Genomic DNA, 15,729 nt, shown 5'->3' on the forward strand with positions numbered 1-15,729 from the left:
CTCGGAACACACGCCCGCCGTATTCGGCGTGTTAACCGGAGGGCCTGCGAGCGGCGGTATCCCCTGTAGAATGTCCAACGAGCCCGATTCGCTGTTGAAGCCGCGCGAAATGTTCAAAACCTTTTCCCTGACCGGACTTGCGGCGCTTTTGGCCGCCACCGCACTGACGGCTGCGACGCCGGCTCAGGCGCAGATCGGCACGATCTTCTCCGATCCGCCGCCGCTGCGGCCGCCCGGCAACATTCCGCGGGGACAGCCCCAGCCGCAGCCGATGCCCGAGGACGACGAAGAGGTGCCGGAGCTGCCGCCGCAGGGCCGGGTGCTGCCGTCGCGCCCGATGCCGCCTCCGGGCCGGCAGGGCAACGTGATGCCGGGGCCGGTCGAAACCCAGCCCCTGGCGCCGCCGCCGGGCTCCACCCTCGCGCCGCCGAACCAGCCGCCATCCGCCGCGATCGCTCCGCCGGGCCCTCCGGCTGCGCCGGGTCAGCGCCAGCCCCAGCAGAAGGGCGGGCCGGGTGGCGCCGTGCCGCAGACGCCGGCCAGCCTGCAGCCGGGCGACGAGGTCGTGACCGAGCCGCCGGCCCAGAAGATCGTGAACAAGAAGGCGACTTTCTCCGGCCTCGACAAGATCACCGGGCGCATCATCAATTTCGACGAGGAGATCGGCGAGACCGTCCAGTTCGGTGCGCTCCGCGTCAAAACCAACGCCTGCTACACGCGTCCGGCAACTGAAGCGGCCAACACCGACGCCTTCGTCGAGGTCGACGAGATCACCTTGCAGGGCGAGGTGAAGCGGATCTTCTCGGGCTGGATGTACGCGGCAAGCCCCGGCCTGCACGGCGTCGAGCATCCGATCTACGACATCTGGCTGACCGACTGCAAAGAGCCGCAGCAGACCGTCGCCACCGCGGCACCGGATCCGGCCGCGGCAAAGCCGCCGCCACCGCCGCCCGCGCAGAAGAAGGCCGCCCCGAAGCAGGTGCAGCAGCGCCCGCCGCAGCCGCTGCCGCCGATCCAGCAGCAGCAACCGGCACCGCCGCCACCGCCCCCACCGGAGCAGCGGCCGGGTCTGTTCGGCATTCCCGGGTTTGGCCGCTAACCGAGCTGTCCGTTATTGCCGCGAAGCGATGATCTCGAGGGCGCGTGCGCCCGGGATCGCGTCGCCGGCGGAGAGCCTCAGGAAATCGCCGGCTTCGCCGGCCAGCGCCTTGTCGAGCAGCGCGGTGTAGCGTCGCCGCGAGATCTCGACGGCGCCGAAGCTCTTCAGGTGCTCGGTGACATATTGGGTGTCGAGCAGCTCGAAGCCGCCGTGAATGAGCCGCGCGACCAGATGCACCAGCGCGACCTTCGAAGCATCGCGCACATTGTGGAACATGCTCTCGCCGAAGAAGGCCCGGCCCAGGCTGACGCCGTAGAGACCGCCGACGAGCTCGTCGCCCTGCCAGGCTTCGACGCTGTGGCAATGGCCGAGCTCGAACAGCCCGCCATAGAGGTCGCGGATGCGCTTGTTGATCCAGGTGTCCTCGCGTCCCACTTGAGGCGCCGCGCAGCCGGCGATGGTCGCCTTGAACGCGGTGTTGACGGTGACGCGAAACTGATCCGAGCGCACGGTGCGCGCGAGGCGCGAGGCGACGCGGAAGCCGTCGAGCGGGATGACGCCGCGCAGCTCCGGCTCGACCCAGAACAGGGTCGGATCGTCGGCGCTTTCCGCCATCGGAAAGATGCCGCAGGCATAAGCGCGCAGCAGCACGGCCGGTGTGATTTCAGACGGGGCGGAGTCGCGCGAAGTCATGGCTTGCCATCATAGCAGGATCGCAATGCGGTTGCGATGGGTGGCGACCGGACCGCTCAGCTCGCCGCAGCGGAGCTGGCCTTGGCGACGCTTGCGGGCATGCGGCCGAACTTCAGCACGACCCTGGTTCCGGAATGCGTGGGATCGCGCTCGACCGTGGCGTCGAGCTTGGTGGCCATGGCCGCGACGATGCGCTGGCCCATGCCGGTGGAGCGCGGATCGGCCTTGACGTTGTCGCCGACCCCGTCGTCGGTGATCGAGAGCAGGAGATCGTCGCCTTGGGAGATCAGCTCGACATGGATCGGGCCGGCGCCGTCGGGATAGGCGTATTTCACCGCGTTCATCACCAGCTCATTGACGATGATGCCGACGGCGACCGCGCGGTCCGGATCGATCTCGATCGGCTCGGCCTTCAGCGTCAGGCGCGACATGCGGTTGCCTTCGGCAGAGCGGCGGAGATCCTCGAGCAGCGAGTCCAGATATTGATTGAGGACCACGCTCTTGAGGTCCTGCGAGGTGTAGAGGCGGCGGTGCACCTGCGCCACCGCGGCGACGCGGCCCATCGCATTGGTCAGCGCCGCCTTGACCTCCTCCTGCGCGGCGGAGCTCGCCTGCAGGTGCAGCAGCGAGGCGATGATCTGGAGCGAGTTGCCGACGCGATGGTTGACCTCGCGCAGCAGGAGCTCGCGTTCGGCGGCGAGCGCCGCGTAGCGGTCGCGCGAGGCGTGGATCTCGGCCTCGGCTTCCTCGCGCGCGCGCTGCAGCTCGGCCTGGCGCAGCGCGCCTTCGGCGGCGACGTGGAGCAGCGGGATGAAGTCGCCCTGAACGTCCTTGACCAGATAGTCGGCCGCTCCCGCCTTGAGCGCGGTCACCGCGATGCTGGAATCCTGCGAGGCGGTGACGAACACGACCGGCGGCGCATCCGGGATCGACATGATCTGCTCGAGCGTCTCGAGCCCGTCGAGGCCCGGCATGTACTGATCGAGCGCGACGACATCGATGCCGCCTTCAGCACCGGCGCGGCGGATGCGCTCGAGGCCTTCCTCGCCGCTCGCGGCATGGACGACCCGGTAGCCGCGCCGCGTCAGGCCGCGATCGACCAGGCGCGCCAGCGCCTCGTCGTCGTCGATGTAGAGCAGTGTCGGCGTGCGCTGGTTCATGTGGCGGCGGGCGGGACCTGGATGACCGAGAAGAACAGCCCGAGCTGCCGGATGGCGTTGGCGAAATTCTCGTAGTTGACGGGCTTGGTGATGTAGACGTTGCAGCCGAGCTCGTAGCAGCGCTTGATCTCCTGGGAATCGTCGGTGGTGGTCAGCACCACCACGGGCGAGGCCTTCAGATATTTGTTCTCCTTGATCTGCTTCAGGATGTCGATCCCGGTCATGTCGGGGAGGTTGAGGTCGAGCAGGATCAGGAGCGCGTTACCCTTCTGCACAAGCCCGGAGCCGTCGGCGCCGAACAGGTGCCGCATGGCCTCGGTGCCGGTGGCGAAGGAGACGATCTCGTTGTTGACGCCCGAGCGGCGGATGTTGCGCTCGATCAGGCGGGCATGGCCCTCGTCGTCCTCGATCATGATGATGGTGACAGGCTGGGTCATCGATCTCGGTTCCGGTTGCTCACGTTCCAGGCGATCGGCAGCGTGATCGTGAAGGTGCTGCCCGCATTCAGTTCCGATGATACCGACATGGTGCCGCCGAGGCGACGCACAAGTGCTCGCACATGCGCAAGACCGATGCCCTGGCCGGGCTTGTCCTGGGTTCCCGCGCGGCGGAACAGGTCGAATATCCGCTGGTGGTCCTTCGGATCGATGCCGCGGCCGTTGTCACTGACCTCGAAGATAGCGTAGCCGAGCTTGGTCCGCCCGCGGATTCTGATCTCGCCGGGCACGCCGGGCTTGAGATATTTGATCGCGTTATCGATCAGATTGGAGAAGATCTGCTCGAGGGCGAGACGGTCGCTTACGAGGTCCGGCAGGGGCTCGAGGTGGATCTCGGCCCGCGCCTCGGCCGCCTGGTGCGCCAGCGTCGCCACGATGGCCTCGATCAGCTCGCGCGTGTCGATCTTCACCGGCTGGAATTCGCGCCGGCCCTCCCGGGTGAGGTTGAGGATGGCCGAGATCAGCCGGTCCATCTTGGCGATCGACGATTTGATGAAGCCGAGCGCTTCGGAGAAATCCTCCGAGAGCTGCTTGTCGGCGCCTTCGAGCGCGATCTCCCCCGGCGCGGCCGGCGCGAGCGGCGCTCCCCCCGCGGGCACGTGCACGAGGCTGCCGATGCGGCGGAAGATGTCGCTGCCGAGCTCTTCGAGCTCGCTCGTGAAGCCCATGATGTTGACGAGCGGCGAGCGCAGATCGTGGCTGACGATATAGGCAAAGCGCTGGATCTCGTCGTTGGCTTCGCGCAGGTCCGCCGTGCGCTCGTCGACGACGGCCTCCAGATTGAGGTTGGCATCGCGTAGGCGCGCTTCGGCCTCGTCGCGTACACGTGCCGAACGCCGCACCAGCCAGATCGAGATCAGCGCCAGCGCCACCACGAGGCCGGAGCCGATACCGGTCATGGAGGCGGCCAGGGTCTGGCTGCTGTCGGAGTTGGCAGTGCGGAGGCGGAACAGCCGCTCCTCCTCCTGGATCATCGTGCTGGCGACGGTGGCGATCCTCGCCGTGGCGTCCTGGGAAGCCGCCTCACGCACCAGTGCCGTGGCCTTGTCCGGCTGGCCTTGCTGGATGAAGGCCATTTCCTGCGCGAACTGGCTGAGCCGGATTTCGATGGCCGCGCTCAGCTTCTCGACATTCTCGCGTTGCCCCGGATTATCGACGCTCTGGCGCGTGAGCTTGTCGAGGGCCGGAATGATGGCGGCCACGGCCTTGTCATGGTCAGCCCTGAAGTTGTCTCCCCCGGTCAACAGGTAGCCACGAGCGCCACTCTCTGCGCGTCGGATCTCCAGCAGCAGGGCATTGATCTGGTTCTCCACCTCGATGGTGTGAACCACCCATTTGCTGTCCTCGCGCGCCTTGTTGACGAGGTAGACGGAGCCGGCGCTGATCACGGTCAGCACCAAGAGGCCCGCTGCGAACAGCAGGATCTGCCAGAATGCGCGCCGTCGGCGGCCTTCAGCCGTCACGACGGTTCACCTGTCTGCATGCAACGGAGTTCAAAACGCCCCCTTGGAACCGGCCCGAACCATAGAAAACGCGATTGGGCCAAGGGGGTTCCATGAGAGGACGTATTATCGCGGGGTTGGTTCCGCCTTGCCGGCCAGGTACTGCTCCAGCCAGTGAATGTGGTAGTCGCCGTTGATGATGTCGGCTTCGCGCACCAGCGCACGGAACAGCGGCAGCGTGGTCTCGATGCCCTCGACCACCATCTCGTCCAGGGCCCGCCGCAGCCGCATCAGGCATTCGGCGCGGGTCTTGCCGTGCACGATCAGCTTGCCGACGAGTGAGTCGTAATAAGGCGGGATCGTGTAGCCCTGGTAGACGGCGGAATCGATCCGCACCCCGAGGCCACCGGGCGGATGATATTGCAGGATCCGGCCGGGCGAGGGGCGGAAGGTCTGCGGATTCTCGGCGTTGATGCGGCACTCGATCGCATGGCCGATGACCTGGACCTCGTCCTGCTTGGCCGGCAGGTCGCCGCCGGCGGCGATGCGGATCTGCTCCAGCACGAGATCGATGTCGGTTATGCTCTCGGTGACGGGGTGCTCCACCTGGATGCGGGTGTTCATCTCGATGAAGTAGAATTCGCCATCCTCGAACAGGAATTCGATGGTGCCGACGCCGAGATATTTCATCTCGCGCATCGCTTTCGCGCAGGTCTCGCCGATCTTGGCGCGCGCGGCGGCAGCGAGCACGGGCGAGGGGCCTTCCTCCCAGACCTTCTGGTGGCGGCGCTGCAGCGAGCAGTCGCGCTCGCCGAGATGGATCGCGCCGCCGCGGCCGTCGCCGAGGATCTGGATTTCGATGTGGCGCGGCTTCTGCAGGTATTTTTCCAGGTAGACGGAGGCATCGCCAAAGGCGGATTTGGCCTCGTTGGCCGCCGTCGACAGCGCCACCTGCAGGTCGGCCTCGCTGTGCGCGACTTTCATGCCGCGGCCGCCGCCGCCCGCCGCCGCCTTGACCAGCACCGGGAAGCCGATCTTCCTGGCGATGGCCATCGCATCGTCGTCGGGCCCGACGGCGCCGTCCGAGCCGGGGACCACGGGGATGCCGAGGCGCTTGGCGGTCTTCTTGGCCTCGATCTTGTCGCCCATCAGGCGGATGTGCTCGGCCTTCGGACCGATGAAGTGCAGATTGTGCTCGGCGAGGATTTCCGCAAAGCGCGCGTTCTCGGAGAGGAAGCCGTAACCGGGATGCACGGCATCGGCGCCGGTGATCTCGCAGGCCGCGAGCAGGGCGGGCACGTTGAGATAGCTGTCCTTGGACGCCGGCGGCCCGATGCAGACGCTCTCGTCCGACAGCCGCACATGCATGGCATCGGCGTCCGCGGTGGAGTGCACGGCGACGGTCGCGATCCCGAGCTCCTTGCAGGCCCTGAGGATGCGAAGGGCGATCTCGCCGCGATTGGCTATGAGGATCTTGTCGAACATGTTGTCCTGCAGCGAATGGCGAGTGGCGAATGGCGAGTAGGGAAGGCTGATGCCATTCGCTATTCGCTATTCCCCATTCGCGTCACTCAATAATCACCAGCGGCTCGCCGTACTCGACCGGCTGGCCGTCCTCGACCAGGATCTGCGTCACCGTGCCGGCGCGCGGCGAGGGGATCTGGTTCATCGTCTTCATGGCTTCGATGATCAGCAGCGTCTGGCCGACCGAGACCTTGGCGCCGACGTCGATGAACGGCTTTGCGCCCGGCTCCGGCGCCCAATAGGCGGTGCCGACCATCGGCGAGGTCACGGCGCCGGGATGCTTCGACAGATCGGCCGCGGCCGCTGCGGGCGCCGCGGGGCTTGCCGCCAGTGGCAGGGCGGCGGGAGGAGCCGTCACCTGCATCGGCATGGTCGCGGCAACGCTGATGTTGCGCGCGACGCGCAGGCGCAGGCCCGCCCGCTCGATCTCGATTTCGGTGAGGCTGGTTTCATCGAGCAGCAGCGCAAGCTCGCGAACGAGCGCGGAATCCTCGCTGGAAAACTTTGCGGCTGCTTTGTCGTCTGGCTGGCGCGCCATGTTGTTTGATCCGAATGTTCTGTTGGAAGGGAGCGTCAGGCGTTGGGCTTGATGCCGAGCTTGGCGGCAAGGCCCTGGATGGCGAGGCGGTAGCCCTCGATGCCGAAACCGCAGAGCGAGGCGAAAGCCGCGCGTGCGGTGTAGGAATGGTGACGGAAACTCTCGCGGGCATGGATGTTGGTCACATGCACCTCGACCGTCGGAAGCTGCACCGCGAGCAACGCATCGTGCAGCGCGATCGAGGTGTGGGAATAGCCGCCGGCATTGATGATGATGCCCTTCATCTTGCGCCGATGCGCCTCGTGGATGAAGTCGATCAGCTCGCCTTCGCGGTTGGACTGCCGACAATCCGCCTTCAGTCCGAACGTCGCGGCCGTCTCCCGGCACAGCGCCTCGACGTCGGCCAGCGTCGCATGGCCGTACTTGTCGGGCTCCCGGGTCCCCAGCATGTTGAGGTTCGGCCCGTTCAGGACGAGGATCGAGTCGGTTGCAGGTTCGGCCATTCCAATCCCGGAAGAGGTGTTTCGGCGTGGCGGGGGTTATAGGTAACAAAGCGCGTGAGGGGAAGCCTTGAAGGGCCTCGAGGGCAGGTTCAAGCACCTCATCCAGTGCGCAAAAACCTGTGCGGAAACTACGGAAATTGCTTGTTAACCAGCCCGAAGCATGGGTGCCGGGCGCATGCAAAAGGGGGCGGGCAAGCTGCCCGCCCCCGAGATTGCCGGTGTCCGACCTTAGACGTTCAGGACGGCCACGATCTCGTAGGTGTCCGGATTGATGATGACGATCTCATCGCGAACCAGGACGTACTTGTAGGTTCGCCATTCCGGATAGATCGTCACGACCCGGGACGGCAGGGCGTGAAGCGTGATGCCCTCGCGCGGAATGCGGGTGCCGACCGCAATGTTGAAGTTCACATTGGTCACGGGCGCCACCTTCTCCTCGCGGATCACCGAGGTGATCTGCGTGCGCTGCTCGGTCGAGAGCTTGGCGGCCGCGCCAGCCTGGCCGGTCGTCGTCTGCGACCGCTCGGTCTGGGTCTGAGTCTGGGTTTGCGAACCCTGGTGGCCAGGCGCGTTCATGCCGCTGCGGTCTTCCTGACCTTGGGCCTTCATGTCCTTGGTGCCCTTGGTCTCGGTTTCCTTGCTCATGCTACCCTTGGACTTCTCGTCGCTCCGCGGGCTCTGGCCGACCGTCGACGACTTCTCCGACTGCGTCGACTTCTCACGCGTCGCACCCGGCTGGTCCTTGTTCATCTTGTCGGACTGAGTCGACTTGTCATGAGCGCTCGGCTGATCCTTCATGCCGCCGGCCTGACCGACCGTTCCCTTGTCATGCTTGTCTTGCTTGTCCATGGACTCTTGCTTGCCCATGGAGCCGCTGCGCTCGCCAGAAGGCTGCGTACTGTGCTGGGTCTGCTGGCCACTCCCGTAGTCCTTGGTTCCGGTTCCTTGCGCGTTGGCGAAACCGGTGCCGGCGATCAGCGCCAAGGCTGCAACCGAGACCAAAAAGCGATTAGTCATTTGAACCTCTCCTCAGGTGATTTCTTTGCGTCATTGCCCGCGCCGACAACGAAAGGAGAGCGCGGTCGTTCCGAATTCCAGGAGGTTCCGACGAGCTTTGTTTCTTGAACGCCGGATGAACGGGCTCGCCCGGATCGCGACAAACTGCGTCCGAGCCCCGCGCAAAAAAAAGAGGCCGGCTGTGAGCCGGCCTGTTTCAACGCAATGTCGTGTCGCTCAGCAGGTCGCTTTGCCGCAGCGGGCAATGCCGATCTTTTCCTTGAGGCTTTCGACGCCGACGGCGCCGATCACGATCTGCTTGCCGATCACGTAGCTCGGCGTGCCGTTCATGCCCATCGCTTCGGCGAGCTTGAAATTCTCCTCGATGGTGGCGCGCACCTCGGGACTGGCGATGTCCTTCTCGATGCGAGCCGTGTCGAGACCGGCTTCCTTGGCGGCCTGCATCGCGCGGGCCTTGTCGGCCGCGCCGCGGCCGCCGAGCAGCTTCTGGTGGAAGTCGAGATATTTCTTGCCGGAGGGATCCTGCATGCGCACGGCGACCCCGACCTGCGCAGCTTCGACCGAGCCCTGGCTCAGCACCGGAAACTCCTTCAACACCACCTTCAGCTTCGGATCGCCCTTCATGAGGGTCAGCATGTCGTCCATCGCGCGTTTGCAATAGCCGCAATTGTAGTCGAAGAACTCGACGAAGGTGACGTCGCCGTCCCTGTTGCCGAGCACGACCTGGCGCGGCGAGTTGAAGATCGCCTCGGCGTTCTGCGCGATGCTGGCCTCGTGCTTCTGCGTTTCGGCCGCGGCCTGACGCTTGCTGAGCTCGGCCATGGCCTCCTCGAGCACCTCGGGATGGCTGACGAGATAGTTCTTGATGATCTTCTCGATCTCGGTGCGCTGGCTGTCGGAGAAGCTGTCGGCGGAGGCGGGCACGGCTGCCCCGAACATGGCGAGCGCGAACAATGCAGGAGCGAGCAGGCGCAGCGAAGGCATAGTCAAATCCTCTTATCCAAAGCAGGTTTCGAGAAACGTCCCGGCGGATTCAACGTGACGTCGTGGTCGGGCGTCGTTCGAGGTGCGTCAGTTGCGCGGCGGCTTCGCCGCCACGATGTCGTCGGCCTTGACCCATCCGGGCGTGCCGACGGCGAAACGGGTTTTCGCGCGCGTCGCAAGCTCGCGGGCGGTCTTGTTGTCGCCGCGCAAATACGCGGCCTGGGCCGAGGCGAGATCTGCCTCCGCATAATCTCCCTTCCGGCCATAGGCCATCGCGAGCTGGGTATAGCCGAGCGCCGCCTCGGGCTCCCGGGCCACCGCTGCGCGGAGAATCCGAACAGCCTCGTCGGTGTAGGCCTTATTATCGGTTCCGACCAGAGCCTGCCCAAGTAACATCTCGATGAGGGGAGCGTTGTTCGAGAGGGCGACGGCCTTGCGCAAGGGAGCGATCGCTTCGGCCGCCTTGCCGCTTTCCAGCAGCGCCTGGCCGCGCACCTCGTAGAAATACGGGTTGTTCGGCTGCACCTGGATCAGCGCATCGATCTGGGCGAGCGCGCTGCGCAGATCGCCGTGCAGATAGGTGCTGACGGCGCGGGCATAGCGCGCCGGCAGGCTGTCGTTGGTCTGGGGATAGCGGCGGTACACCGTCTCGGGCCGCTCCATGAAGGCGGAGATCTTGGCGCGGACCATGTCGTGCCGGAGCTGGAGCGAGGGATCGTCCTTCTTGTTCCAGTAGGGACTGGAGCCTGCGAACTCCTGCAGCGCGGCGACGCGATCGGCCGGCATCGGATGCGACTGGAGGTAGGGATCGGCACCGCGCGCAGCGAACAGGCTCTCGCTGGTGAAGCGCTTGAAAGTCTCGTACATGCCCTTGGGCGATTGCTCGGTCGCCGTCAGGAATTTCACGCCGGCACGGTCGGCGTTCTCCTCCTGCTGGCGCTGATAGGACAGCAGCGACCGGCGGATCACCTCCTGCGGAGCGGCGATCGCGGCGGCGCCGGCATTGGCGAGCCCGTTGTTGCCTGTGCTGCTGCGCTGGGTGCTGCCCGCGGCGATCGCGCCGGCGCCGAGCAGCATCGCGATGATCATCTGGGTCTGGGCGGCGGCAAGCTGCTCGCGCAGCTTGGACAGATGGCCGCCGGCCAGATGTCCGGTCTCGTGCGCGAGCACGCCGATGATCTGGTTCGGCGTCTCCGATTGCAGGATCGCGCCCCAATTGACGAAGATGCGGCGGCCGTCCGCGACGAACGCGTTGAACGAGCCGTCGTTGATGATCACCATCTGGATGTTCTGCTTTTCGAGGCCCGCAACACGCAGGATCGGGCGCGTGTATTCGCGCAGCAGCTGCTCGGTCTCGGTGTCGCGCAGGACCGGCGGCCCCTTGGCCTGCGCGTGTGCGCCCGAGAACGGCGTCAGCGCGATCGCCGTGGCCGTGACGAGGGCGGTGAGGGCGGAGGCCTTCTTGCGCAATGCGATCTGGAGCGACATCAAGCGGTCTTGGTCAAACGGGCTCGGTCAAGTGGTCTTGGTCAAGCAGTTTCGTGATTGGTTTTGGCGATTGGCGGGGGACCGGATACGCGATATGCCCTTGTGAGCGGTGCCCTTAATGAGCCGTACAATGCGGCCAGTCTGGGGCGCAAGCACCCCGTTTTCGGACCGGACGGACCGGTTCGCCAGCCAATAGCAGAAATCGATGCACGATGCGACATTGAGGAACCGGTTGGCGCAGTGGCTCGAGCCCTCCCGCCGCAGCGATGTTCCCCCGTTCATGGTGATGGACGTCATGGCCGCGGCGGCCCGAATCGAGGCCGCCGGTGGTCATGTCATCCACATGGAGGTCGGCCAGCCCGCGGCCGGGGCGCCCAGGACCGCGATCGCAGCCGCCCATGCGGCGCTCGAGGCTGGACGGATCGACTATACCTCCGCACTCGGCATCCCCAGCCTGCGCGCGCGCATCGCGCGCCATTATCGCGACACCTATGGCTGCGACGTCGGCCCCGAGCGGATCGTCGTGACAACGGGCTCGTCGGGCGGCTTCATCTTGGCGTTCCTGTCGATGTTCGAGCCCGGCGATCGCGTCGCCGTGACGGTGCCGGGCTATCCGCCGTATCGACACATTCTCACCGCGCTCGGCTGCGAGCCGGTGCTGATCGAGACCACGAACGAGATGCGGCACGCGCTGACCGGCGAGGCGCTGCTCGCGGCCCATCGCAAGGCGCCGCTGAAGGGCGTTCTGGTCGGCAGCCCCGCCAATCCGACGGGCACGATGATATCCCGCGAAGCGCTCGCCGGCCTGATCGCGGCGGCGGAAGACGCCGGCATCCGCTTCATCTCGGATGAGATTTATCACGGACTCGATTACGCGTTTCCGGCCGTGACGGCGGCGGCGCTGTCCGAGCACGCGCTCGTGATCAACTCGTTCTCGAAGTATTTTTGCATGACGGGCTGGCGCGTCGGCTGGATGGTGGTGCCCGAGATCCTGGTGCGGCCGATCGAGCGGCTGCAGCAGAACCTCTCGATCTCGGTGCCCTCGCTGTCGCAGATCGCGGCGGAGGCTGCATTCGACGGCGCGGCCGAGATGGAGGCGATCAAGCACGGCTATCAGGAAAACCGGCGTGTCCTGATCGATGGTTTGCCCAAGGCCGGACTGACGAGATTCCTGCCGGCTGACGGCGCTTTCTATCTCTATGCCGACGTCTCGGACTTCACCTCGGACAGTTTCGAGTTCGCCAAGCAGATGCTGGAGCAGGCGCGCGTGGCGGCAACGCCCGGCCTCGATTTCGATCCTATCCATGGCCGTTCATTCATCCGCTTATCCTATGCCCGCTCGCTCGATGAGATGCGAGAGGCGGTTGACCGGATCGCTCACTGGCTTAAATAGCCGCCAGTTTTCGACAGCCTTCCGGAGTTCGACGTGCCTGACCGTTCCGCCCCGTCCGCCGCTACGCCAGATTCTTCTCTCGCCGCATTGATGTGGCCGACCCGACCGGGCGAAACGGTCGGCACGCTGCGCGCCGTCGTGCTGATTGTGCTCGGCACCGCCTTGATGGCGCTGTCAGCCAAGGTGAACCTGCCGCTGCCTTACGTGCCGATGACGCTGCAGACGCTGGTGGTGCTGATGATCGGCGCCGCCTATGGCTGGCGGCTTGGCAGCGCAACCATGATCGCTTACCTCGCCGAGGGCGCGATCGGGCTGCCGGTGTTCGCCGGTCCCGTGGGTGGGATCGCACCGCTGGTCGGCCCGACCGCGGGCTATCTGTTCGGTTTCGTGCTGGCCGCGTTGGTGACCGGCTGGCTCGCCGAGCGCGGCTGGGATCGCAGCGTGATACTGCTGTTTGCGGCGATGGCTGCGGGCCACATCGTCATTCTCGCGACCGGGTTCGGCTGGCTGGCATTCGGCCTTGGTCTCGGCGCCGCCAAGGCCTGGCAGGTCGGCATCGTGCCGTTCATCGCGGCCTCGCTGGTGAAGAATGCGCTCGGCGCGACCCTGATGCCGGCGGCGCGCCGGCTCGTCGAGCGCCGCGGGTAAAACGCGCCAACACGTGCGGTTCCAATTGACAGGGCCGGCCAAGTTGATCTTGGCTGGCCACATGTTGTGAGGGGGAGTGAAACCGATGACGACGACAACGATGGCGGGGGCGCCGGTCGCGCCGCCTGTCGCCAAGCCGTGGTACAAAGTCCTCTACGTCCAGGTGCTGATCGCGATCGTGCTCGGCGCCATCGTTGGCTGGCTGTGGCCGACGGTTGCCACCAACGAATGGATCAAGGCGCTCGGCGACGGCTTCATCAAGCTGATCAAGATGGTGATCGCCCCGATCATCTTCTGCACCGTGGTCTCCGGCATCGCCCACATCCAGGACGCCAAGAAGGTCGGCCGCATCGGCGTCAAGGCGCTGGTCTATTTCGAGGTGGTCTCGACCTTCGCGCTGGTGATCGGTCTCATTGTCGGCAATCTCGTCAAGCCGGGCTCCGGCTTCGGCAATGCGGCGGCGAGCGAGGCAGCGGTTGCAAACTACGCCAAGCAGGCGGCCGGCCAGAAGTCCGTCGACTTCGTGCTGCACATCATTCCGGACACCGTGGTCGGCGCCTTCGCGCAAGGCGAGATCCTCCAGGTGCTGCTGTTCGCGGTGCTGTTCGGCTTCGCCTTGATGAGCCTCGGTGAGCGCGGCCACACCATCCGCAGCTTCATCGACGATGCGGCGCACGCGGTGTTCGGCGTGATCTCGATCGTGATGCGCGCGGCGCCGATCGGCGCGTTCGGTGCGATGGCCTATACGATCGGCAAGTTCGGTACCGGCGCGATCCTCAATCTGATCGGCTTGATCGCGACGTTCTACGTCACGGCTGCGCTGTTCGTGTTCGTCGTGCTCGGCCTCATCGCGCGCGTGGCGGGGTTCTCGATCTTCAAGTTCCTCGCCTACATCAAGGACGAGTTGCTGATCGTGCTCGGCACCTCGTCCTCGGAAAGCGCGCTGCCGTCCTTGATGGAGAAGCTGGAGCGGCTCGGCTGCTCCAAGTCGGTGGTCGGCCTCGTCGTGCCCACGGGCTACTCGTTCAACCTCGACGGCACCAACATCTACATGACGCTGGCGACGCTGTTCATCGCGCAGGCGCTCGGCGTCGAGCTCTCCTTCGGCCAGCAGATGACCATCCTGGTGGTGGCGATGCTGACATCGAAGGGCGCCTCCGGCATCACCGGCGCGGGCTTCATCACGCTGGCGGCGACGCTCGCGGTGGTCGACCCGCGCCTCGTGCCGGGCATGGCGATCGTGCTCGGCATCGACAAGTTCATGAGCGAGTGCCGCGCGCTGACCAATCTGTGCGGCAACGGCGTCGCCTGCGTGATCGTCGCCTGGTGGGAAGGCGAGCTCGACCGCGACAAGCTCAACACCAACCTCACCAAGCAGATCGATCCGACCGACATGGAGACGGCGATCACGACGGACTGATCCGGACCTGACAGCGCGAGCTGCGCTGTCAGACCTCGAAGTAATAGGGCTGGTCGAGATCTCGATCAGCCCTTTTTCTTTGGGCTAGAACCGCTCCGGCCGATACGGCGCGGGATCGACCGCCGGTGTTTCGCCGCTCATCATCTCCGCGAGCAGCCGTCCGGTTGCCGGTCCCAGCGTGAAGCCCTGATGGCCGTGGCCGAAATTCATCCAGAGGCCGGGGTGGCGCGGGGCGGGGCCGAGCACCGGCAGCATGTCGGGCGTGCAGGGCCTCGTGCCGAACCACGGATCCGGCTCGACCCGCTTGCCGAGGTCGATCAACTCGCGTGCGGAAGCTTCGGCGCTGGCGAGCTGCACCGGCGTGGCCAATGCGTCCGCGCCCGTCAATTCCGCGCCGGTGGTGATGCGGATGCCCTTGGCCATCGGCCCCATGGCGTAGCCGCCGCTTTTGTCGATGAGAGGCAGGTCGAGCGAAGCGCCGCCGCTGTAATGCATGTGGTAGCCGCGCTTGCGCACCAGCGGGATGCGATAGCCGAACTTGTACAACAGATCGGGCGACCACGGCCCCAGCGTCACGACGGCGTGGGCAGCGTCGATGCGGCCCTGGTCGGTGTCGACCGACCAGCCGGTCGCGGTCTGCTGCAGCGACTGCGCATCACCGAGCACGATCCTGCCGCCGAGCCGCGCGAACAGCTCGGCATAGGCCGTGACCAGCGCGCCGGGGTCGGACACGGTCCAGGTGTCGAGCCAGTGGATCGCTCCGGGGAGATCGTCGCGCAGGATCGGCTCGGCCCTGGCAAGCTCGCTGCCCGACAGCACGCGATAGTTCACGCCGAATTCGCGCTGATCTTCCTCCGCGGCCTTGATCGAGAGATCCAACGAAGCGCGATCGCGAAACAGTGCTCGGTAGCCGGCGCGGCGGATGAGATTGTCGGCATGCGCCTGGCGGATCAGGATGTCGTGCTCGGCCGTTGCGTAGGCGATCAGCCGTGCCCATGCCTCGATCGCCTCGCGATGCCGTTTCGGCGCCGAATGCCACCAGTAGCGGAGCAGGGGCTCGATGTGCAGATGAAGCGAGGAGAGGCTGTAGCGCACGTCGTTGGTGCGGCCGGTCGCGATCTTCAAGAGCGAGGCGAGGTCGCGCGGCATCGGATAGGGTCGTACCGCTTCGGCCTGGATCATCCCGGCATTGCCGTAGCTGGTCTCGCGGCCCGGCTCCCGGCGATCGACCAGCGTCACCGACCAGCCGCGCTGCTGCAGATGCAGCGCGGCGCCCACGCCCACCATGCCGCCGCCTAGAATGATCGCGCTTTGCATCGCAAC

The 15,729-nt window shown here is 65.9% G+C and carries 15 protein-coding genes; 4 read left to right on the forward strand and 11 right to left on the reverse strand.

Annotation, left to right across the window (positions count from 1 at the left end; genetic code table 11):
* Window positions 1-70: 70 nt before the first annotated feature.
* Complete coding sequence (locus N2604_RS21590; RefSeq protein WP_260370244.1) at window positions 71-1,099, forward strand: DUF2155 domain-containing protein; 1,029 nt, start codon at window positions 71-73, stop codon at window positions 1,097-1,099.
* Between the two features lie 12 nt (window positions 1,100-1,111).
* Here the strand turns inward: N2604_RS21590 and aat are convergent, their stop codons facing one another.
* The 10 genes from aat to N2604_RS21640 form a co-directional block, all read right to left on the reverse strand.
* The gene (gene aat / locus N2604_RS21595) at window positions 1,112-1,792 is read right to left on the reverse strand and encodes a leucyl/phenylalanyl-tRNA--protein transferase (RefSeq protein WP_260370245.1); all 681 of its coding nucleotides are present in this window, start codon (window positions 1,790-1,792) and stop codon (window positions 1,112-1,114) included.
* Window positions 1,793-1,848: 56 nt separating this feature from the next.
* On the reverse strand, window positions 1,849-2,952 hold the full coding sequence (locus N2604_RS21600; protein WP_260370246.1) for a sensor histidine kinase: 1,104 nt from the start codon (window positions 2,950-2,952) through the stop codon (window positions 1,849-1,851).
* Window positions 2,949-3,389 carry a response regulator gene (locus N2604_RS21605; protein ID WP_260370247.1) on the reverse strand — a complete coding sequence of 147 codons (441 nt, stop codon included), beginning with the start codon at window positions 3,387-3,389 and terminating at the stop codon, window positions 2,949-2,951. Before N2604_RS21605 ends, N2604_RS21600 begins: the two co-directional genes overlap by 4 nt.
* Window positions 3,386-4,912 (reverse strand): CHASE3 domain-containing protein, encoded by a 1,527-nt coding sequence (locus N2604_RS21610; protein ID WP_260370248.1) that lies wholly within the window; start codon window positions 4,910-4,912, stop codon window positions 3,386-3,388. Before N2604_RS21610 ends, N2604_RS21605 begins: the two co-directional genes overlap by 4 nt.
* A 105-nt stretch (window positions 4,913-5,017) precedes the next feature.
* Window positions 5,018-6,376: an acetyl-CoA carboxylase biotin carboxylase subunit gene (gene accC / locus N2604_RS21615; RefSeq protein ID WP_260370249.1), complete on the reverse strand. Its 1,359-nt coding sequence runs from the start codon at window positions 6,374-6,376 to the stop codon at window positions 5,018-5,020.
* Window positions 6,377-6,458: 82 nt separating this feature from the next.
* A complete protein-coding gene (gene accB / locus N2604_RS21620) occupies window positions 6,459-6,953 on the reverse strand; it encodes an acetyl-CoA carboxylase biotin carboxyl carrier protein (protein ID WP_260370250.1) in 495 nt (164 codons plus the stop codon).
* A gap of 35 nt (window positions 6,954-6,988) precedes the next feature.
* A complete protein-coding gene (aroQ, locus tag N2604_RS21625) occupies window positions 6,989-7,456 on the reverse strand; it encodes a type II 3-dehydroquinate dehydratase (protein WP_260370251.1) in 468 nt (155 codons plus the stop codon).
* A 228-nt stretch (window positions 7,457-7,684) separates the two neighbouring features.
* Window positions 7,685-8,473, reverse strand: coding sequence for a DUF1236 domain-containing protein (locus N2604_RS21630; RefSeq protein WP_260370252.1), 789 nt, complete (start codon window positions 8,471-8,473; stop codon window positions 7,685-7,687).
* 216 nt (window positions 8,474-8,689) lie between these two features.
* The gene (locus N2604_RS21635) at window positions 8,690-9,457 is read right to left on the reverse strand and encodes a DsbA family protein (protein ID WP_260370253.1); all 768 of its coding nucleotides are present in this window, start codon (window positions 9,455-9,457) and stop codon (window positions 8,690-8,692) included.
* An 87-nt stretch (window positions 9,458-9,544) separates the two neighbouring features.
* The gene (locus N2604_RS21640) at window positions 9,545-10,945 is read right to left on the reverse strand and encodes a M48 family metalloprotease (protein ID WP_260370254.1); all 1,401 of its coding nucleotides are present in this window, start codon (window positions 10,943-10,945) and stop codon (window positions 9,545-9,547) included.
* 205 nt (window positions 10,946-11,150) lie between these two features.
* Here N2604_RS21640 and N2604_RS21645 point away from each other — a divergent pair, with 205 nt between their 5' ends.
* The 3 genes from N2604_RS21645 (at window position 11,151) to N2604_RS21655 (ending at window position 14,406) form a co-directional block, all read left to right on the forward strand.
* Window positions 11,151-12,338 (forward strand): pyridoxal phosphate-dependent aminotransferase, encoded by a 1,188-nt coding sequence (locus tag N2604_RS21645; RefSeq protein ID WP_260370255.1) that lies wholly within the window; start codon window positions 11,151-11,153, stop codon window positions 12,336-12,338.
* Window positions 12,339-12,428: 90 nt separating this feature from the next.
* Window positions 12,429-12,986, forward strand: a complete 558-nt coding sequence (locus tag N2604_RS21650; RefSeq protein ID WP_260376284.1) for a biotin transporter BioY — start codon at window positions 12,429-12,431, stop codon at window positions 12,984-12,986.
* 85 nt (window positions 12,987-13,071) lie between these two features.
* Window positions 13,072-14,406: a dicarboxylate/amino acid:cation symporter gene (locus tag N2604_RS21655; RefSeq protein WP_260370256.1), complete on the forward strand. Its 1,335-nt coding sequence runs from the start codon at window positions 13,072-13,074 to the stop codon at window positions 14,404-14,406.
* A gap of 84 nt (window positions 14,407-14,490) precedes the next feature.
* Here N2604_RS21655 and N2604_RS21660 read toward each other — a convergent pair whose 3' ends face one another.
* On the reverse strand, window positions 14,491-15,723 hold the full coding sequence (locus N2604_RS21660; RefSeq protein WP_260370257.1) for an FAD-binding oxidoreductase: 1,233 nt from the start codon (window positions 15,721-15,723) through the stop codon (window positions 14,491-14,493).
* Between the last annotated feature and the right edge of the window lie 6 nt (window positions 15,724-15,729).

Origin of the sequence: Bradyrhizobium sp. CB1015 (genome assembly GCF_025200925.1) — a bacterium.
Taxonomy (GTDB): domain Bacteria; phylum Pseudomonadota; class Alphaproteobacteria; order Rhizobiales; family Xanthobacteraceae; genus Bradyrhizobium.